Origin of the sequence: Candidatus Pantoea formicae (assembly GCF_011752625.1) — a bacterium.
Taxonomy (GTDB): Bacteria; Pseudomonadota; Gammaproteobacteria; order Enterobacterales; family Enterobacteriaceae; genus Pantoea; species Pantoea formicae.
The window spans coordinates 80,720-104,175 of sequence record NZ_VWXD01000001.1 but is presented as its reverse complement, the minus strand read 5'-3'; the positions used below and the strand labels follow the sequence as shown (position 1 = coordinate 104,175).

The following is a 23,456-nucleotide window of genomic DNA, read 5'->3' as shown; positions in this document are numbered from 1 at the left end:
TGTATGAAGTTAGAATTATAAAAATGATCCAGCATTAGTCGGGTAGTCACGAGGGAGTAGACTGATAAAAATATTATTATATAAGGTTATATTTTTGGGAGGCGTGCTGTCAGTAGATGAGTGCGAGAGCCTCCCATTTCATAAAGTGCCTATTATACGCAGTTGGTATTGTGACAATTATGAAAAGATGGTTACCGATGCGTAGACAGCAGGATTAAAAAACAAAATTATAAAATATGAGACGTCGTGGAGTTAGGTATTGAATTGATGAGTGCAAGGGGGGGGATCATAAAATTTAAGCGTGTGAAGTTTTTTAATTATTTTAACTATAAAATTAGCAATCGCGATCACATGAGAATCGGGATGCATTAAGATCTGCAAGTCGATAATTTTAAGAACCGATTTTTTGAAATATAAGTGGGTTGGAAAACCCGGGGCTACCCGGGTTTGTCTTATTACTAATCAAAATTTCACTGCATAATGAACTGTAGAAAATGAGTTTCCGTCAACTTCAAAATACTGAGTGAGTTTCTTTAAAGAAGTATAGGGCATATCCTCTACTTGAGTACCAACTTTTGTGGTGCTAGACGGCAATCCAAGAGATGATAGGTCGATATCAGAGATATGTATAACATACCGACCCCACCATGCTTCAAAATCCCTGCCGTAAAAATAAGTTATAAGGTGCGAATTAGTAATGCCCAACGGATTATAATTTGTTAGGAGTTTACTGTAATGTTCGTTAATGTAGGCTACATTTAGAGAATTTAACTTCATTGCTTCAATGATAGAAAATAGGTAATTATTGCTTTCTATAACAACATCTAACTCTCCTGCGCTAATTCTACTAGCAGAGTCTCCTTCTCGAGTTTGGTCTTTTACTTCATAATGCTTACATAACAACATATTTCTCAGGTGGTCATTGTAATCATCTTCAGAATTACCTTTACTTTTAGTACGAGCTAAACGGTGAAGAATCCATCCAATATCATGACTAAGTACGTCAAATGAGAGTTTTTTGGGAAAGGGGTTGCTAATACACTGCGGCATAATATTCTGAAGATTATATAAAGAAATTCTTAAAGAAGACATTTGCTCAAGATATGGACGATAATTTTCATTATTAACAGCAAGGATTTTTTTGTCAAATGTTGATGCTGCAACTCTAGTTACATCAAAAACCAACCCATAGTCATCATCATTTAGACAGTTAGGGGCAAGTAATACCTTACCATTATTTTTAGAATTTAACCCTGCCTGCCACACTTTAAAAAAAGTAAATGCATCCGTACTTTTACTAACAGCTTTAGTATATGCAAGGTCTAACAATCCACCTTCATCTAAAATTATTTGATCATCTGAGTTCAACAGTCTCCCCATAAATACATCACTAAAAATAACAGGGTCAGCAATATGATTAGATACAAAATCAGGGCATAGGCAATGTGCATTAGGCATTCCAATCACCCTCTGTTCTTTTTAATCTTTTTTCGATTCTTTTTTGTTGGATTTCGATAGTGTCGTTTATCTCAACATCCATGAATTCAGAAGGCCATGAAATATCACCGTCAGGTGTAACAGGTATTAACTTCATGTCAGTGCGATTTTTCAATCTATTTCTTTCGAGGTAGTAGATTGAGACATCATTTTCTGTGAGAGGGTTACTCTCATCTACTATTCGCAATCGAAGTCTTCTAACCAAGGCATCACTATGTGTTTCAATTATAAATTTTATATTCTTTTCTAGTGCTATGTAAATCAGTGCATCTGTTAGCCACGCTTGCATTTTTGGATGAAGATGAATCTCAGGTTGTTCTATAATAGTTATTGAATTAGACGGTGATAGAAGAGCTTGTACTAAAATTGGTAAAACTTGTGAAATACCAAATCCAACGTCAGTTAACTCAAGATTAACAGCATCTTGATTTACAGTTATTTTATGGATGATATCGTTTACCTTTTCTACTTCAATTGCAATGTTAAACTGCATAAAGAGATTATTAATTGCTGTTTTAATATCAGGTCTATTCCTAAGAACTTCAGCAAGTTCTGTTCCATCTAACACGTTTAGCTGCTTATGATAAATAGCTTTATCTAACAAATAATAGCGCTGAGGAAAAGCCCGAAGTGGACTAACATGATTAACTTGGCTGCCTGAGAGAGAGTTATTTAAATCTCTTAAGGCAGCTGATAAAATCCTATTTATGTAGGTTGCAACTGGATTCGGAATAGCCCCAGGGAAATTGTTATAATAGAACTTATACGGATCGGAATTGGTTATGAGCAATGAATCTAAATTAATAACTTTCTTTATATCGCTTTTAGATCGTTTAATTATCTCATTGTTTATTACATCAGAGTATAAATTAAGTTCATTCTTACCATCGGATTTTATAGAAAGCACCATCTCGCCTGCTTTGTTTGATATCTTACACTCCTTAATCCAAATTGTATTTTTTCTCTGGTTGTACATAAATGAGTAATCAATTTTCTGTGCGACCAGTCTGTTTATAGATAAGGGGACTAAGTGAGTAAGACAATCTTCAATCTTTTGGAGTGATACAGTCTCGATATATCTTTGATTAGATTGAGCCATAGGCGAACGATTTGAAATCTTAACAGTTTCTTTGAATTTTCTAAATCGTCTAATAAGTCTTTGTGTTTTTCCATTAATGTCTTTCATTTGATTAAAGTTATAGACATCATTTCTATAATAAAGAGATTCCATCTCCATTAACGAATTAAAAACAGATGATTCAATATCTTTATTGCGCCTCAAAACTTGAAATATATATCTACTGATATCAAAATGCGCCTCCATACACTCGCGTCTTGCTGTGTCAAGTAACGACTTAGCACCTTTGACATCATTACATTCGAAATTAAAATTTAATAATGTATTTTCATTTTTATCTTTCATAATGTTAAGTGGCTCTCCCATCCCAATTCTATTGCCATTGAGCCTCAATGGCGATTCAGAGAGGGAGGCCGCATCAACAGATTGAGAAAGCATCAAAAATGCATTTAATATTGCACTCTTACCGCAGCTATTTGCTCCAAGAAGTATCGTTAATGGTTTGATATCTATTGAAAAACTTTCAAATGCTTTGTAACCAGAACCAGATAATCTGACAAGCATCCTCATCTCCTTGAGTTAAATCGTGATGATTTCTATGAGAAACTATAAAGAATTCGTTAAATTAGGAAACATCTTATATTGCCATGTTTTTTTTTAATGTGAAACGATAACATTTTACAATGTTAGGTTTTTTTTTGAACAAAAAGACCATGTTAGATTGAAGGGTATGAAAATCTATAAGTGGTAAGAAGTTTATTTTATATTCCATGTTAAAGTGCATGAACAAATTTAACATAATTATGATGTTGAGTGCTTAGATTGATAGTGTTTATTAATAATGTTAACTATATGAATTTTATTGTTTTTATAAAATAACCCGCACTAAAGATTCTCAGCAAAACTACTCAAAACACCCCTAAAACCGCCCCTTCATAAATCCCAAAAACGCCCTCAACTTCGAAGGAATATGCAACCGACTATCATAATAAATATAAAACGCCGAATACGTTGGCCACCAGGCTTCCAGCAGCGGCACCAGCGTGCCTTTTGCGAAATCCTCCTGCACCGATGCCTCAAACGCACAACCCACTCCCAGCCCCTGCCGCACCACATCCACCAGCAGATCACCGTCATTAGTAATGACCGTATTGCGCGTCTCTACATCAAAGCGCGTGCCGTTCTGCTCGAACTCCCACTGATAAAGTCCTTTCGCCAACCGAACTGTGACGCACTGATGCTGCAACAGATCTGCTGGAGTGATGGGCGCTGCATGCTCTTGTAAGTAAGCCGGGGCGGCAAAAGTTGCGATGCGTTGTGGACCGCCTATGCGCATCGCAATGCGATCCAAATCGAGGCTCTCACCCAAGCGGATGCCGGCATCAAACCCTCCGGCAATGCTGTCGGTTAAATCATTGCTGCAGTGCATATCAATGATGACGTCGGGATACTGTTTATTGAACGCGGCGAGGTGCGGCAACACCACAATCTCCGCCGCAGAGCGCGAGACATTCAAGCGCAAGATGCCGGATGGCGTGTCGCGTGACTCGCTGGCGCTGACAAACGCGGTGTTGATGACATTCAGTGCGGGTACGATCTCTGCAAGCAGTCGCTCGCCTAACTCGGTCAGGCTGACATGGCGCGTTGAGCGGCGCAGTAAACGCATACCCAGCCGCTCCTCCAGTTTACGTACTGACTGAGATAACGCCGACGGGGACATCCCCAGCTCCGCTGCCGCGCGGCTGAAATTGCCGTGATGTGCCACGCGGGTAAAGTTGACTAAGGCCGGTAATAGCTCTGGTGCGATAGCAAAATTATTAAGCTCTGCTTCATAAGTCATGTCGATTACCCCGCTTTATCCATTTAATGCAGAGATTAACATGGCTTTCTCAGCCAACAGGAGAAAGCCATGAAAGATATTAACGGCAAGGTGGTTATCGTCACCGGCGCATCCAGCGGTATCGGTGCAGGCATCGCGCTGCGTCTTGGCGAAGAGGGCGCCAAAGTGGTGGTGAATTACGCCAGTAATAGCGCTGCTGCCCAGCGTGTTGTCGATACCATTGTTGCGGCAGGGGGGCAGGCCATCGCGTTTCAGGCCGATCTCGCTCAGCCGCAGCAGATTGCACCGCTGATAGAGGCGGCGGTCGCGGAATATGGTCGCCTGGATGTGTTAATCAATAACGCCGGTATCTACCGCATGGATACCCTGGAAACCATCAGCGCTGAATCCATTGATGCGCATTTCAATTTAAATGTTCGGGGTTTACTGCTCACCACGCAGGCGGCGGCAAAAGTGATGTCGGCAGGTGGCGTGATTGTGAACATCAGTTCCGGCGTCAGTAAAAGCCCCAGTCCGGTGGCTCAGGTTTATTGCGCCACGAAAGGTGCAGTGGATGTGCTGACCCGATCTCTGGCTTTGGCACTGGGTGAACGACAAATCCGTGTGGTGGGAATTGCGCCGGGACTGACGCTCACCGAAGGCAACACCGAGATGGTGCAGCCATTCCTCGATCACTTTGTCGAGAAAACGCCGCTAGGGCGTGCAGGTTATCCACGCGATATCGCGGCTGCGGTGGCTTTTGCGATCGGTGAAGATGCAGGTTGGATTACCGGCAGTACTATTGATGTTGCCGGCGGCATGGTGTTTTGAAGCATTGCGTGCCCTGCATCGCAGCAGGGCACGCAATGCTTTACATCGGCTTCATTGCGTAGGTCGCCATAAACGTTGGCATATAGCGTTCAATCAGAAAACGAGGCCGGGGATGAAACACCTCGTTAAAACCCGCCATTAAAAAGCCTGCCTGCAACTGACCGTTGATTTGATCGGCCAGACTATGCCCAAACACCAGCGCCTGATTTGCCTCCTGCTTTTTGGCTAACTCATCGGCATTGAGGTCGGTGATGTCCGCATAGGGTAAAACAAAACGCGGCTTCAATAATCCTTCGGCGGCTAGCGTTTCATTACGTTCGAACACAAACACAACCGGATTATAAAAACTGCTCAGCAGCCTGCCACCGCGGTGCAGTACCCGAAAGCATTCAGACCAAACGCGGTGAAGATCGGGGACATAGAGGTTTGATATCGGATGAAAAATCACATCGAAACTGTCATCGGCGAATGCCGAGAGATCCCGCATATCCCCCAACAGTGTTTGCAGTGTCAGGTTGTCTTGCTGGGCCACCCACTCATCCAGATTGAGCTGTTCACGTGACGCGTCCAGCACCACCACATCCGCGCCCGCTGCAGCCAATACCGGTGCCTGTTGTCCACCGGACGCAGCAAGGCAAAGTATGCGCTTGCCTCTGACGTCCGGCAGCCAGCCCGATGGCATCTCAGCAGGTGTGAGCTGCACCTGCCAGTCTCCTGCTCGGGCAGCCTGGATGATTTCGGCAGATACAGGTTGTGACCAGTCACCGCGTTCACGCGCCATGCGGTCCCAGGCTGTCTGGTTATGCAGAAAAATATCCGCAGCGGAAAAAAGAGATTTCGTCATTTTCTATCCTCAGTTAATAACAACACTGCCAGATAGCGACGCACATGAGGTTGGCATAACCGCCGTACCCATCAACAGGGCAACAGGCACAACTTAACGAACGACAATGCGCGTTTACGCTTAGCAGAAAAAATAAGCAGTAAGGGCATCAGTTGTTCATTTCGTTACGCACCTCAGAAGGGATAAAAAGGTTGGCAGAAAAGAATAGGCGCAAAAGCTGGGACGATCAAAGTGCCTTTTGACCATTTCGCGATAATGAAAGTCTGGTTCTCGACATAAAGACGTTAATCATCCCCGTAATCTGGACGCATTCTCATTAACGAGTGCGTGTCATGCCCAGATTTCGAAAATTGCTGTGTTCATTAATTCCCATCGTGTCAGTCAGTTGCAGTACTGCACCTTCACAAGCGCCCAACACCACGCTGCCTATTCAGCTAGATAGCCGGGCGACGTCCTCTGTGCCGGATCAATGGTGGCGTCTTTATCAGGATCCGAACTTAAACACCGCCGTTGAGCAGGCGCTGGCACATAACCGCAATCTGAGCGAAGCGGCCGCTCATCTTCTGGCTGCGCGGCAGGTCGCCAACGCTGTCGAGGGTGAAAAACTACCCTCTACGTCACTGCATACGGAGGGCGGCTATGGCAGCACAGCGCAGGATCAACTGGAAGCCGCGCTGGATCAGTCCGATACCATTCGTACCGGAACCCGCTATGGCATCGGCATGGATGTGCAGTGGGAAGTCGATCTGTTTGGGCGGCTTAAATCACTGAGTAAAGCCTCGCATGCCAATGTGTTAGCCGTGATGGCTGAAGAGCAAGGCATGCGAGTTGAAGTGGCCGCCGAGACCACGCGAGCCTGGTTAAATGCCTGTGACGCTGCGCAGCAAAGTGTGCTGGCTCAACGTGCGTTAACACTGGCTGAGGAGAAGCAACACGTAGTCCAAATGCTTAGCCAAGCCGGAGTTGGCAGTACCCTCGATCAGGTGCAGGCGCAGGCACGCGTGGACCAAACTTCCACAGCGCTGCCGCCACTGCACGCCGCCAGACAGCGTGCGCTGGCAGAGCTGGCGGTTTTGATGGGGCGTTTGCCTGACGATCCTCCCGCCGCTGCGCAACAGTGTGCTACGGCTCCAGCAATCGCGTCGATTCACATCCCACATGAAACGGGCGCAGCATTGTTGCAGCGCCGTCCTGATGTATTGCGCGCTCAGCAACAACTCAACGCCGCTACGGCGAAGATCGGCGTATCCACCGCGGAACTTTATCCGCGCATTTCCTTAGGCGGGGCGATTTACAGCTCAGCTCATCAGCCTAAAGGATGGGGCGACAGTGGCGCCACCGTCTGGAGCCTTGGGCCGCTTATTTCCTGGTCTTTCCCGAATATCAGTATTACCCGTGCACACATCGCCGAGGCGGGTGCCAATCAACAGGCGGCATTGGCGCATTTTGACGCCACGCTGCTGCAAGCGCTGAAGGAGGTGCAGGAGAATCTCGCCGATTATCAGGCCGCCCAGCAGGCGCAGTCATCCCTACAAGATGCCGCAGCGCAGAGCCAACAGGCGCTGCATTTGGCGCAAATCGCCCAAAAAGAAGGGGCATCAAGCGCGTTGGATTATCTCACTGCGCAGCAAGCCACTCTCGCCGCCCAACGCCAACTCGCCAATGAAAATGGTGAGCTGATTAATGCGCAAGTCACGCTGTTCAAATCACTTGGCGGCGGCTGGCAGCAGGCTCCCGACATTGCCTTACCTGACCTTTCCTTATTATCCAAGACTGGAAATTAACAGAATGACCGAGAAAGTCCCTGCAGTAGAAAAACAGCCTATAAAACCACAGCGAGCTAAAACCCGACCGACCGTCATTATCGCTGCTCTCGTTATCCTGATCGTCGCACTCTGCTGGGGCCTCTATTGGTGGAGCACGGCTCGCTGGATAGAAGATACCGATGATGCCTACGTTCGTGCCGATATTGTGACGCTGGCACCGCGCATCAATGGCTACCTGACCAAAGTGGCGGTTCAGGATAATCAACGAGTCACCCAAGGCGAATTGCTGGCTAAGGTTGATGCTCGTGATTACCAGGCCAAAGTTGATCAGGCACAGGCAGCGATCGACGCGGCAACGGCACAGCAGCGGGTACAACAGGCACGCATCACCGGTTTGCAGGCCCGTGCGATTCAGCAAAAGAGTCGTATTGATGATGCGAAAGCCAGCGTGAACCTGGCAGCGGCTGAAGCAGTACAAGCATCAGCGGAGTGGCAACGACAGCGACGCCTCGCCATTCAGCACGTCAGCAGTGCGCAGCAAGTAGAAGTCGCCACATCGCGGATGAAAGCCACCGCAGCTGAGTGGGTGCGGTCAAAGGCGCGTCTCACGGCCAGTGAGCTTTCGGTGCAGATTATCAATAGCGATCTTCAGGGCGCTGAGGCCGAGAAAGATAAAGCGGAGGCAGCCTTGTCTCAGGCTCAGGCAGGATTGAGCAGCGCGCGCATCAATCTGGAGAGCACTCAAATTCGCAGTCCGATTAACGGGACCGTTGGTCAACGCACGATCAGGCCAGGAGAGTATGTTGATGTGGGTGAGCCACTGTTGGCGGTGGTGCCAGATGATGTGTACATCGTGGCGAATTTCAAAGAAACCCAAGTCGATCACATGCGAACGGGTCAGCCAGTTGAGGTGGTGATTGATGCATTAGCAGGGCGTCAGTTTACGGCGAAAGTCGCCAGTTTTGCGCCTTCATCCGGTGCCCAGTTTGCCTTGTTGCCGCCGGACAATGCGACGGGAAATTTCACCAAAATCGTTCAGCGCATGCCCGTGAAAATCCAGTTGGATCCAGGGCAGCAGGACATTGATCGCTTGAAACCCGGCATGTCGGTGGTGGTGAAAGTGGATACCCATCATGACTAACCAACATGCTGAGCCGATTTCATTACGCACTTGGGTGGCCGTGCTAGGGAGTGTCGTCGGCTGCTTTATGGCGGGGATGAATGTTCATGTCACCAATGCCTCTCTTCCTGACGTGCGCGGTTCGCTGGGCGCAACGTTTGAGGAGGGCTCATGGATCACCACCGCCTATCTGGTGGCGGAGATCATTATTATTCCGATCACCGGTTGGTTGGTGTCTATCTTTTCCATGCGCCGCGTTCTGATGACGGGCACCGCTGGTTTTGTCCTGTTTTCCATCGCCTGTTCATTAGCGCCCAACATTCAGATGATGATCTTTTCCAGGGCACTGCAAGGCGCATTTGGCGGTGTGCTGATCCCACTCTCTTTTCAGCTGATTGTTAGCGAGTTGCCCGCAAAAAAACACGCACTAGGGATGGCGCTTTTTGCGGTGGCGAATAATGTGGCGCAGGCCGCCGGGCCCTCTTTAGGGGGTTGGCTGACCGATGCCTACTCATGGCGGTGGATTTTCTATCTGCAAGTTCCACCGGGATTAGTGCTGTTGGCTGCCATCGGCTGGTCGATTAAACCCCAACCAGCTGTGCTGAGCAAACTCCGTGAAGGGGATTGGTGGGGGATGATCACTATGGCGATCGGCTTGTCCGCCTTACAGATTATGCTGGAAGAGGGCGGACGCAACGACTGGTTTTCCTCATCGTTCATTATTAACTGCGCGTTGCTCGCAACGTTCGGTTTGTTGGGGTTTGTGTGGGTTGAGTGGCGCGCGAAGTCTCCCTTTATTAACTTGCGTCTGCTCACCCGCTACAACTTTGGCATCGCCAGTCTGATGCAATTTTTCTTTGGTGCAGTGGTATTTGGCGTGGTGTTTCTGGTGCCGAACTATTTCGCAGAGGTGCATGGTTACAATGCCAGCCAGATAGGCTTGATGATGATTCCTTACGGCATTATTCAATTCATTATGTCGTTTGCCACGCCGCGTCTGATGCGCTGGACCAGTGCACGTACCGCCATTATCGCCGGGTTTCTGATCACCGGGCTGGGCTGTCTGATGAATATTCATCTCAACCCGAATGCCGCCTATAACGTGATTGTTCCCTCGCTGGTAGTGCGCGGCGTGGGGCAATCATTAGTGGTGGTGGCATTGGGTGTGATGGCTATTCAGGGATTGGAGAAAGACCAGCTCGGCTCGGCATCAGGCTTGTTCTCCATGGTGAGGAATGTCGGTGGTGCGATTGGGATTGCCGTTTCCAGCCAGATTGTGGTGCAGCGCGAAAAGCTGCATGCGATGCGCATTGGTGAATCGGTGACACCTTTTGATGCTCAGACGCAACAGCGCGTTGGCAGCTTGATCAACACGCTGACACACCATCATCAGCATCCCGCGATTACGTTATATGGTGCGGGGAGCACGGATTTGCGTGCGCAGGCGTTAGGACTCATCAATCATGTGATTCAGCGTGATGCCTTGTTGATGTCCTACAGCGATGCGTTCTACATCGCTGGGCTGGCGATGTTTGCCTGCGTGGCGGCGGGGTTCATCTTGAGGCGGAGTGGGGATTAACGATAAAAACCTGAAGGTGAGATGCCGAACTGCTTTTTGAAGGCGGCGGCAAACGCACTCTGGCTGTCGTAACCATGTTGCAGGGCCACTTCCAGCACGGATTGGCCCAGCGCCAGGCATTCAAGCGACAACAATAGTCGAGACTGTTGCCGCCAGCGGCCAAAGGTCACCCCGGTTTCCTTGAGGAACTGGCGATGAAAAGTTTTGACGCTCATCGCCAGCAGTGCAGCCCAATCCTCAGCTTTTTTCGTCTCGGCGGGTTCATTAACCAACATCTGGCATACCCGCGCAATGCGGGCATCAGCAGGCCACGGCAAATTAAAAGGCAGTACGGGCAGGGCGGCGAGTTCATCCAAAATAAAGCGCATCAAACGCGCATCCCGGCTATCAGGCTGGTAATGGCCTTTTACCTGGGTCGCTGCGAGCAGCAACTCACGTAACAGGGGTGAAACCTCGATTACGCAATCCTTATCAGGCAAACCGGGCAAGACATCCGGTTGCACTAATATGCTGCGGATACGCGCTGCACCGCGCATGCGAACGGTGTGATCAATACCGGCCATCAGCCAGACACCTCGGCTGGGCGGCACCACCCAGCGTCCTTCAGCGGTTTCAATCACCAATACGCCTTCGATAGCATAGAGAAGTTGCGCCAAATCATGACGGTGCGCGGGGATAACGTGGCCATTGGGGTAGTCCGCCGCCACTGCCGTAACGGGCATGCTGGGTTGCTCGGAAAAGGAGGTCGTCATGAATACCAAAAACCTATAGATTTTATAAAGACTCAGAGACTAGCAAGGATCGCCGGATGACCAGTAGAACAATATCCACCCGTATGGGCATTGGCAGTATCAGGCATTGCTGAGATCGGATCTTTCACTGGATGAGACAGCGATGATATTGATTCGTCGTGGCAGCAAGCAGCGATGTTGGCGTTAGCATTGAATGAGTATTACATCTGTTGATCAGCAACGGAGGTTAAACAGCCCGCAATCTCTGTTCTGCCGTCATAAAATAGGCACGAATTCATTCCATTTAAACGGTAAGTTATTCGTCTTCTATTGTGTTCGGAAAGTGAGTTTAATGAAAAAACTGTCGATTGTTGCTGTAACGCTAGGGCTGTTTTTGGCATTTAGCAGCCAGGCTCAGGCAGAGGGATGCCTGAAGGGGGCTGTGGTGGGTGCTGCGGCTGGACATGTTGCACATCATGCCGTGATGGGAGCGGTCGCTGGCTGTGCGGTAGGTCATCACATGGCCAAGAAGCAAAAAGAAGCTGAGGCTAAACAGCAGCAAAAGTAATACCTTAAATGTCACTTCCGGTTTGGTGTGCTGACTGGCATGTTCAAAACGGAGGTGATTTTTATTGCCCCGTAATATGTACTTCTGCTGAAGCTGCAAACCCCTTTGGACCAAAAGTACTCAGCCTGTTGGAGCATTGCTCTCCATTCCCCCATTTGAAATTTCTTCATAACACCGGATCTGCCGCAAATTGGATAGAGATAGCTATCCTCCTTCAAGCAAGATCATACCGAAAACACATGGTCATTTATCAACAGAACTCAGCCTCAATTCAAGAATTAAACGTGATTTTAGCGTTTGATAAACGGATTAGACGCTGTGAGTCCATCAGATAATTAGTCAGTGAAAATATGCACTTTTAGAGCTTCAGAAAGGATAATTTGAGTCAGCTAAAGCATTGCTAATGCATTAACTGAAATCACGGCTTAAGAAACGAACACCTTATGAGGTTTTTAAGCCTATAGTCATTGCTGGTACTGAAAAAAAGGTAAAAGGTCGTAAATATTTAAAACTATCAGGATGTTTATAGTTTCAACTGAGCACTAAGTTTTTTATTTCATACGGCTAATCATTCGTTTATTCTTCACCAAACCCCACCAAATCTGTTTTTCTGCTACATTTTATTAACATGCAAATCTGAAGGTTCCCAAGGAAGTTATTATCGACAAGTAGTTAACACTATCCAATTGAATTAATTGGAAAAATCCCCTCAATCTAGATCATGTGGCTAACAATCCACATATGTCGCTATAAAACACCTACTTTTGCCAAAAAGTCCGGGATAATCCCCTATTAATTGCGTTTTAAAAAGGATCCCTCGATCAAATTCTCATTTTTGATAGGTAAAAACATAGTTTATTCCGATCATAAAGTGTTTATTGATTGGTTAAAGTGATCATAAAATAGGAACAATCTGATGCGCATTGTGGAAAATATTGTCTATGCAACGTTCCGAATCATTAATCAGTAACGCAGCAAGTGGGTTGTTTGCAGATCCGATAGTAGGGAGAGTCGGAGCGGTGCTAGCGGTTAAGATTCGAACGGAGAGTGCCTCACCAGGGAAACTCTTTGGGCAATGGGGAAGCAGCAGTAAATGGGAAAAAAGAAAATTGTTGAAGGAACAACTACAACTCATCAATAAAAAAAGTCATTACTTCCTAACGAATAATATTTTATGTTGCATCCATATTGATTTCGATATGGCCGATCTTTTAATACAAGACACTGAGATTTCAGCTTTAGCTAAATCGAAGTCGTTTCTGCGTTTAGAAATTTCAGAAGACTTCCCAAATCTTTCGGATGGGAGAAGCAATCGTCTGCTACAGACGCTGTCGAATGATTACCTTTTATGGTTGGGTGATCTGGGCTCGGGAGGGGCAAGCCTAAGAGCTTTACAAGAAAAGTTATACGATGCAGTAAGAATAAACAGAGATTTTTTCAACCTTTATTCGCAATCTGTTATCTGGCCAGTGATCATTAAAAATGTTATGAGATATTGCAATTTCATTTTCATTACCGATGTCAGCTATCCAGATCAATATGTTACTTTAGAAAAAGATATCAGTGTCATGTCGAGGAGATTTATTAAAAGCGTGCCATTAGAAGAGATAGAGCAGCTAAATAAGAATTTTGAAGTATGATTCCATATCACTATTGATTTGTCATATTCCATATTGCCGATTAAAACGGTCTGTACTTCATATCATTTTCTTTTTCATGAAAGTGAATGCATGACATTGCTTATTACTTAGGTCATTGGTGCCAGCAAGCCAAGGGCGGTAGCGTACCTAAAGCTATCCCTACCTCAATTTATTTTCTATTTCAGCAGCAAGGAGAAATGATGAAAACCCTATTAACTATTACATTACTGATCGCGGGAATAGCCAGTAGCAATGCAATCGCTGAAGAGAGTAGCGCTAAAGATAAAGCGGCATATATTGAGAATAACGGCGCACCGGCTGGTGATATGGCGACAGGCTATGCGGTAGGTGGCTCGGCAGCGATTGGTGTTTCCGCCATCTCAGTCCTGGCAGGTATTGCACTGGCAACACTCAATCCAGGGGGAAGTAACACCAGCACAACCACCACAACAAGCACCATTGCTGGGAAATGAAGACGATTTAACAGGAGCGGGTGAGGCTAAATAATATGAGGATTATATCCGAGGATAATTTTTTTAAGTTAGGTTTAAGTGAAGTACTTAAAATCCATGAGGGGGGGTTAAAAGGAATCACTATTTCATTGAGCGCAGACCTGAAAACCATAAGGCTTTATAAAGACATCAGCGTTTATTCAAATGAGATATTTTTCATCCGCAACTGCCTTACGGGATTCATACTGAGCCATAAACTCAGCCATGGTCTGACACCACTTCATCACAATTTGTATAAGTTAATTGCAGAAAGAGAAAAAATGTATCTGACGCCGCGAGAGATCGATGTGATGAGGGCCTTGCTAAAAGGTGATAACATTTTAGAGATTTCTCGCACCAGAGGATTGAGCCCCAAAACTATCAGTGCGCAAAAGAATTCTGCATTAAAAAAACTAAAAGTCAGTAATTTGCACATGCTACACCGGGATATGTCATCTTTCAAAAACCTCTTTTATGGCAGAAGCTATGGCCATTCGAACGTTGGCTTTTGATAATCAACACCAGACTTAGCGTTTTTTTAGACTCTTGGCTGCTCTGTATTATCCATTTTATTTACCAGGCTAATAATTTAACTTATGATGAAATTTCCTTGCCGTGTCTGTGTAATGACATTAGCTGTTTTTTTACTTTCCGCTTGTACGCTCATTCCAGGACAAACCTTATCGACCAGTAATAAAGATGTAGTAGAGCAAATGGACTCAAATACTGATATTGATAAGTACGTCAGCGTTATTCCATTAACACCAAAATTGATTGAGTCTCTCCAGCCTAAGAGCATCATTTCAAGTCAAAACACCCAGTTGGATGAAGCTATCAAGAGCTATCAATACCGTATTGGTGTTGGCGATGTGCTCATGGTGACAGTTTGGGATCATCCTGAATTGACCACCCCGGCAGGGCAGTACCGCAGCGCCAGCGATACCGGCAACTGGGTAAACACCGATGGCACCATTTTCTATCCTTACATCGGTAAAGTTCTGGTTGCCGGCCGCACCATTGAACAGGTACGCGACGAAATAACTTCGCGGCTGAAAACCTTTATTGAAAGTCCGCAGGTCGATGTCAGTGTGGCCGCGTTCCGTTCGCAAAAAGCCTATGTCACAGGTGAGGTCGTACGATCCGGGCAGCAGCCGATTAGTAATATCCCATTAACCGTGATGGATGCTATCAATGCTGCGGGTGGCTTAGCACCTGATGCAGACTGGCGCAATGTGGTTCTAACCCACAATGGTAAAGACAGTTTGATCTCGCTGCAGGCGTTGATGCAACAGGGTGATTTGCGGCAAAACCGCATGCTGTCGCCTGGCGATATTTTATTTGTACCGCGCAATGATGACCTCAAAGTATTTGTCATGGGGGAAGTGAACAAACAATCAACGCTCAAAATGGACCGTAGTGGCATGACTCTCGCTGAAGCGCTGGGTAGTGCAGAAGGGGTCTCGCAACAAATGGCAGATGCATCGGGCATCTTTGTTATTCGCCCACTAAGTAAAAATTCGGGCAGTCATAAACTGGCGAATATTTACCAGTTAAATGCCAAAGATGCGGCTGCCATGGTACTGAGTACCGCATTTCAACTACAGCCTTATGACATCGTTTATGTCACGACAGCGCCGATTGTCCGCTGGAACCGTGTGATATCGCAATTGGTTCCAACCATCGGGGGCGTATATGACTTGGTTGATTCTGCACATTATATACGTCAGTGGTAATCACTATGTTTGAATCCATTTTGCTGATTTGCACTGGGAATATCTGCCGGTCTCCGATCGCGGAACGTATTTTATTGCAGGCGTTTCCGCAAAAAAAGATTGCTTCAGTCGGCCTGGAGGCATTGGTCGGTCACCCGGCAGATGCCACCGCGGCACGCGTGGCTGCTACTATGGGCATTTCCCTCGCCGGGCACACTGCACGCAGTTTCGACCTGAATGAGGCCAATAAATATGCCTTGTTGCTGGTAATGGAACAGAGGCAACTGGAAAAGATCAGCCTAATGGCTCCTCAATTAAGAGGGAAAGTCATGCTGCTCGGGCGCTGGAACGGCAATCGCGACATTCCTGACCCTTATAAAAAAAGTGATGCCGCATTCGAATCGGTACTCAATCTTATCGCTCTGGCCTGCGATCAATGGGTCAATAAACTCGGCACTAAAAATTCAGGGAATAAAGATGACCACAATGATGACCAATAAGCACAGTGCCGGAAGCCCGGATGAAGGTGAACTGGGGAGATATATTGCTGAGTTACTGGACCACCGGAAACTTATCCTCACCATAACCGGTTGCTGCATCCTGCTTACTGCACTCTATGCATTGTTGGCTACGCCGATATACCAGGCTGATGCGTTGATTCAGGTTGAGCAAAAACAAGGTAATGCGATTCTAGACAGCCTCAGCCAGATGTTACCCGATTCACAACCTATATCGGCGCCGGAAATCTCACTGATTCAGTCGAGGATGGTGGTTGGTCAAACGGTTGACGATTTAAATCTGCGTATTGATGTGCAGAAGAAATACTTTCCGCTAGTGGGTAAGGGGCTGGCAAGGCTATTAGGAGATGAGGCCGGCACACTATCAGTAGCAAAATTGAGCCTTCCCACTACCACAGACCTGAAACCGGGTGTCGCGCTGTTAACTGTTATTGATAATCAGCATTTCAGCGTTTCCTACGATGATGAAACGGCAACCGGTCGTGTAGGCCAGATATTAAATAAAAATGGGCTGTCACTATTGGTCGAACAAATTAATGCTCAACCGGGCGAACGCTTTGTTGTGAGAGAGTTCACCCGACTGTCTGCGGTCGACAGATTGCAGTCAATCCTGACGGTAGCTGATCAGGGTAAAGATACCGGGATGCTTGAGCTTAAGCTGACAGGTGATAATAAACAGAAGATAAGCCAGATTCTTGATAGCCTGAGCTACCATTATCTGACGCAAAATATCGATCGTGAAGCCGCTCAGGATGCAAAGAGCCTCCAGTTTTTAAATCAGCAGTTACCTCAGGTTCGCAATGAACTCGATCGTGCTGAAGATAAGTTGAACGCCTACCGCCAGCAGAAAGACTCAGTGGATTTATCGCTGGAAGCGAAGTCAGTTCTCGATCAGGTGGTCAATGTTGATAATCAATTGAATGAACTGACTTTCCGTGAGGCTGAAGTTTCGCAACTCTATACCAAAGAGCACCCGACTTATAAGGCTTTACTTGAAAAAAGAAGCACCTTAGAGCAGCAGAAACAAAAGTTGAATAAACAAGTCTCTTCGATGCCATCGACTCAGCAGGAAGTGTTACGCCTCAGTCGTGATGTGGAATCCGGACGTGCAGTCTATATGCAATTGCTAAATCGCCAGCAGGAGTTGAGCATCGCTAAATCAAGTGCCATTGGCAATGTGCGTATTGTAGATGACGCTGTTGCAGCACCAAAGCCCGTTAGGCCACAAAAGATTCTGTTAATCCTGGCTGGTGCGCTTCTCGGATTTATTCTTTCAGTTAGCGTGATTCTGTTGCGTATTTTTTTCCATCGCGGGATTGATTCAGCCGATCAACTCGAACAGGCGGGATTGCATGTTTATGCCAGCATCCCTAAATCTGAATGGATCAAGAAAACCACCCCGAGACGTATAAAATCGCTTCGTCAACAGCGGGAAAAAAGCGTTAGTTTCTTAGCGGCAGAAAATCCAGCGGATCTCGCCATTGAAGCAATTCGTAGTTTACGCACCAGCCTGCATTTCAATATGTTGGATGCGAGTAATAATGTGGTGATGATCTCAGGTGCAACTCCAGAGGCCGGGAAAACGTTTATCAGCGCTAACCTCGCTGCCATTATCTCGTTGACAGGGCAAAGAGTGCTGCTAATTGATGCCGATATGCGCCGCGGTACTGGACACAAAGTGTTCGACGTCAGCAACGCCACGGGGCTGGCAGAAGTCCTTTCGGGAGAGGTACCCTTCGCAACACCCATTACCCGAGTGCAAAAAGATGATTATAATTTTGATTTCATATCACGCGGAAAAACCCCGGCGAATCCAGCAGAAAGACTAATGGGACCGGTAATGCCTGAACTCATAAAATGGGCGTCGGAAAATTATGATCTGGTGATTGTCGATACACCGCCGGTACTGGCCGTGTCCGATGCCGTCATTATTGGAAAACATGTTGGGACATTACTGCTGGTCGCTCGTTATCAAACTAACACTGTGCGGGAGATTGAGCTGAGTATTAAACGCTTTACTCAGTGCAATATTAATGTACAGGCTTGTGTACTCAATATGGTAACCAACAGTTTCAGAAACTATTACAGATACGGTTATGGTAATAGCACTTACGCATACGGTGAAACCAAGTAACTTCGCAGAAATTCATTAAATGTAGCTTCAGTGGTGAACAGAACTGCACCTCAGAGAAAAATTATGCTGCCCTATTTATTTGCCGCCACTTTTTGCGTGTTTTTTGTTTACGTTCAGGATAAAACATTAAATAGCCGTTCGGTTATATTTCCATTATTGGTATTAACACTGATTGCTTCAATGCGGGATTATACCATCGGCACGGATGCTAAAAGCTACACGCGTGATTTTCGTTTTCCGTTTAATCACTATCCGCTCACGCTAAATCCAGATGTCGAAAAGGGATACCAACTTTTAGCGATGTTGATTAGGGGAGTGTATAACGATTATGCGTTCTATTTTTTCATCATGTCTCTGGTGTGTATATTTCCGGTTCTTTGGGTGTTAAAAAAACGATCATCCAGCTATACGTTGTCAATTTATATCTACATAACATTTGGGCTCTATTTTGCGCTGTATAATCAAGTGCGGCAAACTATCGCGATGGGGATTTGCTTTCTGGCTTTGAAGTTTTTAGTTGAAAAGAAGTTATTAAAATATTCCATTTGCATTGCGATTGCTTGCCAGTTTCATATCAGTGCTGCATTGATGTTGGTTTTTTATTTCCTTTGTCATGCAAAGGTAAGGTTAGAATTTAAAGTTTTAGGAACTTTTTTTTGCGGTATGGTCAGTACTTCACTGATTATCACGATGATGGCAGCAGGGAATGAGCGATATCAGCACTACACCGAGGGAGCGACCAACGGCAGAAATGGGCTGATGACCGTTGCGCTCTATGTACTGATAGCGATTGCAATCTATATTTTTGGCAGAAAACTGCGAAAAGAGAATGTTGAGTATCGCGTAATGGAATGTAGCTATTTGTGTGGGATAGCGGCGTTATTACCGGTGACGATGTTGGGTACTGACCCGGCAGGACCACAACGCATTGCACAGTACTTTGTTTACTATTTAATGCTTATCCTGCCACTCATTCTTAAAAAATTAAATAGTAAGCCCATTACCATTGCGTTTTGCCTTAGCGGGTTGGCTTATTTCGTGATGCTAATATCAAGCAATATCGGTGGGATTTATCCCTATTTATTAAATGACGCATTCAATATTTTCTAATAGTAATATTTTAAGGGGCAAGCGATGAGAGTGCTTCATGCCGCAGAGACCATCAAAGGTGGAGTTGCCACTGTACTAGATAGTTTGGCAATTTTTCAAAAAGAGAATCACCAGATAGCGCAGTTGAATATTCTGGTGCCCGAGCAACATATGTCAGAGCTTTCAGCCAGTTTACGACCTAACATCACCACTTTTAATCGCCAGAAAAGGGGTGTGTCGGGATTATTATCATTCGCAACGAGTTTTTATCGGCAAGTTAAATCTCTGGATCCTAATATTATTCATTTGCACAGCACTTTTGCTGGGTTTATTGGACGATTAGTAATATTGGTTTTTTTCAGAAAAAGGAACATTAAGGTTATCTACTGCCCTCATGGTTTTTCATTTCTGGTCGATACATTTTTTATCAAACGCATGATATTCACCTTGTGCGAGCGGCTGTTATCACTTTCCACGCAAAGCATCATATGTGTTGGGGAGTTTGAATACATCAAAGCTTTAGAAAAAGGGTTTTCCAGCCACAAACTTTGTTTGATCAGTAATGGGGTAGATCTCCCCAGTTTATCTAATGCGTTGACGCATAATAAGTTGGATGAATATACCTTGCTGTATGTCGGACGTTTTGATTATCAAAAGGGCACTGATACGTTAATGGAGGCCCTGCGCACTCTGGACGAAAAAACGTTAAACTTCAAACTTAACGTTATCATGGTGGGTTCTACGGTAAACCAGGTAAGTGACAAAGATAATTATGAGTTCAAAAACATAGCTATCACCTACACAGGCTGGATTAAGAAGGAACAGATTAGCGAATATTACAGAAAAGCTAATTGTCTGATTATTCCTTCCCGTTGGGAAGGATTTGCCATGGTTCCTCTTGAGGCCATTAGTTATAACCTTCCTATTATCACCAGTGATATTGTCGCATTTAAAGAGTTGAACAGAGTCAGCAAGCTTTTCTTCAACTGTGGCAACAGTGCTTCGTTAGCGAGTCTGCTTTCTGGAATTAACACATATGATTTAGATAACGCGAAGAAAAGACTGATGCAAAAACTGGTTGATAATTACACCAGGGATAAAATGAATAATAAGACACTGGATGTGTATTCCCACAATCTACTAGGAAAATAAAATGAATAATATGCCATTGGTTTCCGTCTATGTGCCGACCTACAACCGAATTGAACTGCTGAAACGTGCGTTGACATCGGTACTAAGTCAAAGCTACCAAAACATCGAAGTGATTATTGTTGATGATAAATCATCAGATGGTACGCAAGAGTTTCTGACGGAGATGGCGAAGCAAGATAATCGCGTTAAGCCTATCCTCAAAGAGCAGAACTCTGGTGCTTGTATTAGCAGAAATCTGGCGATCGAGAGCGCCGAGGGCGAGTTCATTACCGGACTGGATGATGATGATTACTTTCTGCCAGGGAGAATCGCCTACTTTGTTGAAAATCGCCATTTATTGAACAAATACAGTTTTTTGTATACACACTTCTTGACCTTAACCAAAAGTGGGCAGTATAAAAAAACGCGATATCTGGATATGGCGATGCCGAATGAAATTACCTCACGGGATCTGTTATTCAAGAACATTATCGGTAATCAATGCTTCACATACACTCAACGAATGAAAGACGCCGGGAAATTTACCCCAGATATGCCAGCATGGCAGGATATGGATCTTTTCTATCGTATGCTTAATAACTCGGAGCAAAAGCAAGCACGATTATTGCGGCAGTCACTTTATGTGCAGGACACCTCACACGACCTTAATAGAATTACACTCAGCAATAAGGAGAAAATACACCGTGCTTTTACCCTTTTTTGCGAACGAAATCAGGTTTCCGGTAAATATCAGGATATTCTTGAAGCGCAATTGGTGAGTTATGGACTGAAGGTCAGGAATTCATTGTTTTTAACCCGTTTGCGGACGAATACCAAACCCTATTTCTATCTGGTTGATGCTTTCCTATTTTTAAAAAATCAATCCAATAAATAGCTTCAACTCTTTCAACTCATCATCCGAGTCCCATAATGAACAAGTTATTTCTTTTGGCCATGCTATGTGTGTTGACCAGCGGCTGCGTCAGAGCCTCAGACTCCATGTATACCGGTGTGTTCTTTCAACCTGAACGAATGATAGGACAAGGCGATAGCACCATTGAGTTACTCAAAAAGTATCATTTCAACTCATACCGCAGTGGTTTTAGGTGGCGTCAGGTAGAGCAGGTTAAGGGTGTCTACCGCATACCTGACGAGAAACTCACGCGTTTCGTCAATGATTCATTGCAGGCCGGAATTATCCCTCTGTTGGTGTTGGGCAACACTAATGCTTTGTACCAAAATACCAAACCGGTCACTGCTGAGCAGCTTAAGGCATTCAGTGGATTTGTCGCATGGAACGTTGACCAATTTCCCAGCAAGAAGGTGGTGTACGAGATCTACAATGAGTGGTGGCACGATGATATGAAAAATCATCCCGAAAGTTATGATGCCACTTCAGCTCATCAATATGCTGCCATGATTAAAATGGTGGCTAAAGTGATCAGACAGCACAATCCCAACGCTGTGATTATTGCAGGCAGTATGAACCCGCTGTCACAACGCCACATCAACTGGTTAGATGTGATGATCAAGGACGGAGTGTTACAGGATGTGGATGGAATTTCGATACATCCATACTCCACGCATACACCTGACTCAGACTTTAAAGCTATTGAGCATTTCGAAGATCATCTCAAGGATATGAATGCAGGGCATAAGGTAGATTTGTATATCTCAGAAATGGGATATTCAGATTCACTGCGTGGTAAATTATTACCTTTCCAGCAAAAAGCCTATACGAAAAGATATTATCAACTCGCTGCATCTCATGACTTCATTAAAGGCATTTGGTGGTATTCGTTACAGGACGTGAATATCCCGCATAATGCCTATGAATCAAACTTTGGCATGCTTGATGAATCAGGTGACGAGAAAGAGATTATGCAGGGATATCTTTCCTGGCTTCATGAGAAGAATTGAATCTTGCTCGGCTTTTGTATGCTGCCAGCCACATAAAAAATTTCAACTTCTACTACACAGGGTTTTAGTATGCGCACCATCATGACGGTTGTTTTAAGTCATTGCTTTGCTCATGAATCTCCGACACTTAACTCATTAATGAAGTCAGAATGTCTTTTAGATGAACTGTTGATAATAAATAATGGCGTGGGAACAAAGGATATCGATAAAGACTTTATCCATAACCTCGGAATTAAAATTAAGAAAATTAGCGTTAGACATTTCTTAGATGTCAGGCCACTCAGTTGGATTTATAATGGAGTGCTCAACGAGTATACTCAGAGTGACAGATTTATTTTTTTTAGTGACGAATTTGTTTTAGAGAGTAACTACATTCATAATTTAAATACTTGTTACAGTGACGTGATCGATTTGCAAATACCCAACATACGTGATGGTGTTTCAAAGCAGGTTATCTACCCACGTTTGAATAAGTTCGTACAGAAAATTCCAGATGGGATGAAAATTGACTCGCAGTATACTTTACTGTCAATAAACTCGGGGCTGGTTATCTACCGCAGTTTGATTGATAAATTTGCTGAGTGCAATATGGAAGTTTTTGATAATCGCTTTGCCCTGTATGGCGTCGATTACAATTTTTTTAACCGCCTCGAAATGTTGAAGAAAGAAGATTATAAAATTTGTGTTCAAGTCATCAATACCATTGAATCCTCAGTGCCAGAGATAGAAGAACAGGATGGCCGTTCACAGGAAGTTGAACGTCTTTATGACCGTGTGCTTTCTGGGAAATACTATTCAAAAAATAAATTTTTTATTTATCTCAGGCTGCTAAGAATCTCATTTCAACAACTCATTAGGTTCAAATTCTCTAATTTAGAATTGATATTTAAGATTTTCGCGCAAGGAAAGCACCCGCGTTGTTGATCTGTCAGGGGTTTATAATGGAGTTAATATCAAAGGATAAGTATGGAATCATTATTTAACTGTT

General features: G+C 45.1%; 21 protein-coding genes. 16 read left to right on the top strand and 5 right to left on the bottom strand.

What is annotated here, in order from left to right; genetic code table 11:
- Positions 1 to 462: 462 nt before the first annotated feature.
- The 3 genes from F3J38_RS00585 to F3J38_RS00575 all read right to left on the bottom strand — a co-directional run bounded on the left by F3J38_RS00585 (position 463) and on the right by F3J38_RS00575 (position 4,415).
- Complete coding sequence (locus F3J38_RS00585; RefSeq protein ID WP_167134116.1) at positions 463 to 1,458, bottom strand: hypothetical protein; 996 nt, start codon at positions 1,456 to 1,458, stop codon at positions 463 to 465.
- On the bottom strand, positions 1,451 to 3,139 hold the full coding sequence (locus F3J38_RS00580; protein ID WP_167134113.1) for an AAA family ATPase: 1,689 nt from the start codon (positions 3,137 to 3,139) through the stop codon (positions 1,451 to 1,453). Before F3J38_RS00580 ends, F3J38_RS00585 begins: the two co-directional genes overlap by 8 nt.
- 355 nt (positions 3,140 to 3,494) lie before the next feature.
- Positions 3,495 to 4,415, bottom strand: a complete 921-nt coding sequence (locus tag F3J38_RS00575) for a LysR family transcriptional regulator (protein WP_167134110.1) — start codon at positions 4,413 to 4,415, stop codon at positions 3,495 to 3,497.
- Positions 4,416 to 4,484: 69 nt separating this feature from the next.
- On the opposite strand from F3J38_RS00575, the gene F3J38_RS00570 reads away from it, so the two are divergent.
- Positions 4,485 to 5,225 (top strand): SDR family NAD(P)-dependent oxidoreductase, encoded by a 741-nt coding sequence (locus F3J38_RS00570; RefSeq protein ID WP_167134107.1) that lies wholly within the window; start codon positions 4,485 to 4,487, stop codon positions 5,223 to 5,225.
- A gap of 40 nt (positions 5,226 to 5,265) precedes the next feature.
- On the opposite strand, the gene F3J38_RS00565 is transcribed toward F3J38_RS00570, so the two are convergent.
- The gene (locus tag F3J38_RS00565) at positions 5,266 to 6,069 is read right to left on the bottom strand and encodes a class I SAM-dependent methyltransferase (protein WP_167134104.1); all 804 of its coding nucleotides are present in this window, start codon (positions 6,067 to 6,069) and stop codon (positions 5,266 to 5,268) included.
- 332 nt (positions 6,070 to 6,401) lie between these two features.
- Here F3J38_RS00565 and F3J38_RS00560 point away from each other — a divergent pair, with 332 nt between their 5' ends.
- From F3J38_RS00560 to F3J38_RS00550, 3 genes are read left to right on the top strand one after another with little or no spacing between them, the layout of a single operon-like run.
- The gene (locus tag F3J38_RS00560; RefSeq protein WP_167134102.1) at positions 6,402 to 7,853 is read left to right on the top strand and encodes an efflux transporter outer membrane subunit; all 1,452 of its coding nucleotides are present in this window, start codon (positions 6,402 to 6,404) and stop codon (positions 7,851 to 7,853) included.
- Positions 7,854 to 7,857: 4 nt separating this feature from the next.
- Positions 7,858 to 8,976: an HlyD family secretion protein gene (locus tag F3J38_RS00555; protein ID WP_167134099.1), complete on the top strand. Its 1,119-nt coding sequence runs from the start codon at positions 7,858 to 7,860 to the stop codon at positions 8,974 to 8,976.
- Positions 8,969 to 10,534: a DHA2 family efflux MFS transporter permease subunit gene (locus F3J38_RS00550; protein ID WP_167134097.1), complete on the top strand. Its 1,566-nt coding sequence runs from the start codon at positions 8,969 to 8,971 to the stop codon at positions 10,532 to 10,534. Before F3J38_RS00555 ends, F3J38_RS00550 begins: the two co-directional genes overlap by 8 nt.
- Here the strand turns inward: F3J38_RS00550 and F3J38_RS00545 are convergent.
- The gene (locus F3J38_RS00545; RefSeq protein ID WP_167134094.1) at positions 10,531 to 11,286 is read right to left on the bottom strand and encodes an AraC family transcriptional regulator; all 756 of its coding nucleotides are present in this window, start codon (positions 11,284 to 11,286) and stop codon (positions 10,531 to 10,533) included. The genes F3J38_RS00550 and F3J38_RS00545 overlap by 4 nt on opposite strands.
- Positions 11,287 to 11,617: 331 nt before the next feature.
- Between F3J38_RS00545 and F3J38_RS00540 the strand changes: the two genes are divergently transcribed.
- From F3J38_RS00540 to F3J38_RS00485, 12 genes are all read left to right on the top strand, one after another.
- The gene (locus tag F3J38_RS00540; RefSeq protein ID WP_167135521.1) at positions 11,618 to 11,833 is read left to right on the top strand and encodes a hypothetical protein; all 216 of its coding nucleotides are present in this window, start codon (positions 11,618 to 11,620) and stop codon (positions 11,831 to 11,833) included.
- Positions 11,834 to 12,774: 941 nt separating this feature from the next.
- Positions 12,775 to 13,473 carry an EAL domain-containing protein gene (locus F3J38_RS00535; RefSeq protein WP_167134091.1) on the top strand — a complete coding sequence of 233 codons (699 nt, stop codon included), beginning with the start codon at positions 12,775 to 12,777 and terminating at the stop codon, positions 13,471 to 13,473.
- An 86-nt stretch (positions 13,474 to 13,559) separates the two neighbouring features.
- A complete protein-coding gene (gene yjbE, locus F3J38_RS00530) occupies positions 13,560 to 13,946 on the top strand; it encodes an exopolysaccharide production protein YjbE (protein WP_167134088.1) in 387 nt (128 codons plus the stop codon).
- A gap of 35 nt (positions 13,947 to 13,981) precedes the next feature.
- On the top strand, positions 13,982 to 14,476 hold the full coding sequence (locus F3J38_RS00525; protein ID WP_167134085.1) for a helix-turn-helix domain-containing protein: 495 nt from the start codon (positions 13,982 to 13,984) through the stop codon (positions 14,474 to 14,476).
- Positions 14,477 to 14,560: 84 nt separating this feature from the next.
- Positions 14,561 to 15,697: a polysaccharide export protein gene (locus tag F3J38_RS00520; protein WP_167134082.1), complete on the top strand. Its 1,137-nt coding sequence runs from the start codon at positions 14,561 to 14,563 to the stop codon at positions 15,695 to 15,697.
- 5 nt (positions 15,698 to 15,702) lie between these two features.
- A complete protein-coding gene (locus F3J38_RS00515) occupies positions 15,703 to 16,176 on the top strand; it encodes an arsenate reductase/protein-tyrosine-phosphatase family protein (RefSeq protein ID WP_167134080.1) in 474 nt (157 codons plus the stop codon).
- The gene (locus F3J38_RS00510; protein ID WP_167134077.1) at positions 16,154 to 18,328 is read left to right on the top strand and encodes a polysaccharide biosynthesis tyrosine autokinase; all 2,175 of its coding nucleotides are present in this window, start codon (positions 16,154 to 16,156) and stop codon (positions 18,326 to 18,328) included. Before F3J38_RS00515 ends, F3J38_RS00510 begins: the two co-directional genes overlap by 23 nt.
- A gap of 63 nt (positions 18,329 to 18,391) precedes the next feature.
- Positions 18,392 to 19,438, top strand: coding sequence for an EpsG family protein (locus tag F3J38_RS00505; RefSeq protein WP_167134075.1), 1,047 nt, complete (start codon positions 18,392 to 18,394; stop codon positions 19,436 to 19,438).
- Between the two features lie 24 nt (positions 19,439 to 19,462).
- Positions 19,463 to 20,569: a glycosyltransferase gene (locus tag F3J38_RS00500; protein ID WP_167134072.1), complete on the top strand. Its 1,107-nt coding sequence runs from the start codon at positions 19,463 to 19,465 to the stop codon at positions 20,567 to 20,569.
- A gap of 1 nt (position 20,570) precedes the next feature.
- Positions 20,571 to 21,443, top strand: coding sequence for a glycosyltransferase (locus F3J38_RS00495; protein ID WP_167134069.1), 873 nt, complete (start codon positions 20,571 to 20,573; stop codon positions 21,441 to 21,443).
- A gap of 35 nt (positions 21,444 to 21,478) precedes the next feature.
- Positions 21,479 to 22,468 carry a cellulase family glycosylhydrolase gene (locus tag F3J38_RS00490; protein WP_167134066.1) on the top strand — a complete coding sequence of 330 codons (990 nt, stop codon included), beginning with the start codon at positions 21,479 to 21,481 and terminating at the stop codon, positions 22,466 to 22,468.
- 69 nt (positions 22,469 to 22,537) lie between these two features.
- The gene (locus tag F3J38_RS00485) at positions 22,538 to 23,392 is read left to right on the top strand and encodes a hypothetical protein (RefSeq protein ID WP_167134063.1); all 855 of its coding nucleotides are present in this window, start codon (positions 22,538 to 22,540) and stop codon (positions 23,390 to 23,392) included.
- The last annotated feature ends 64 nt before the right edge of the window (positions 23,393 to 23,456 follow it).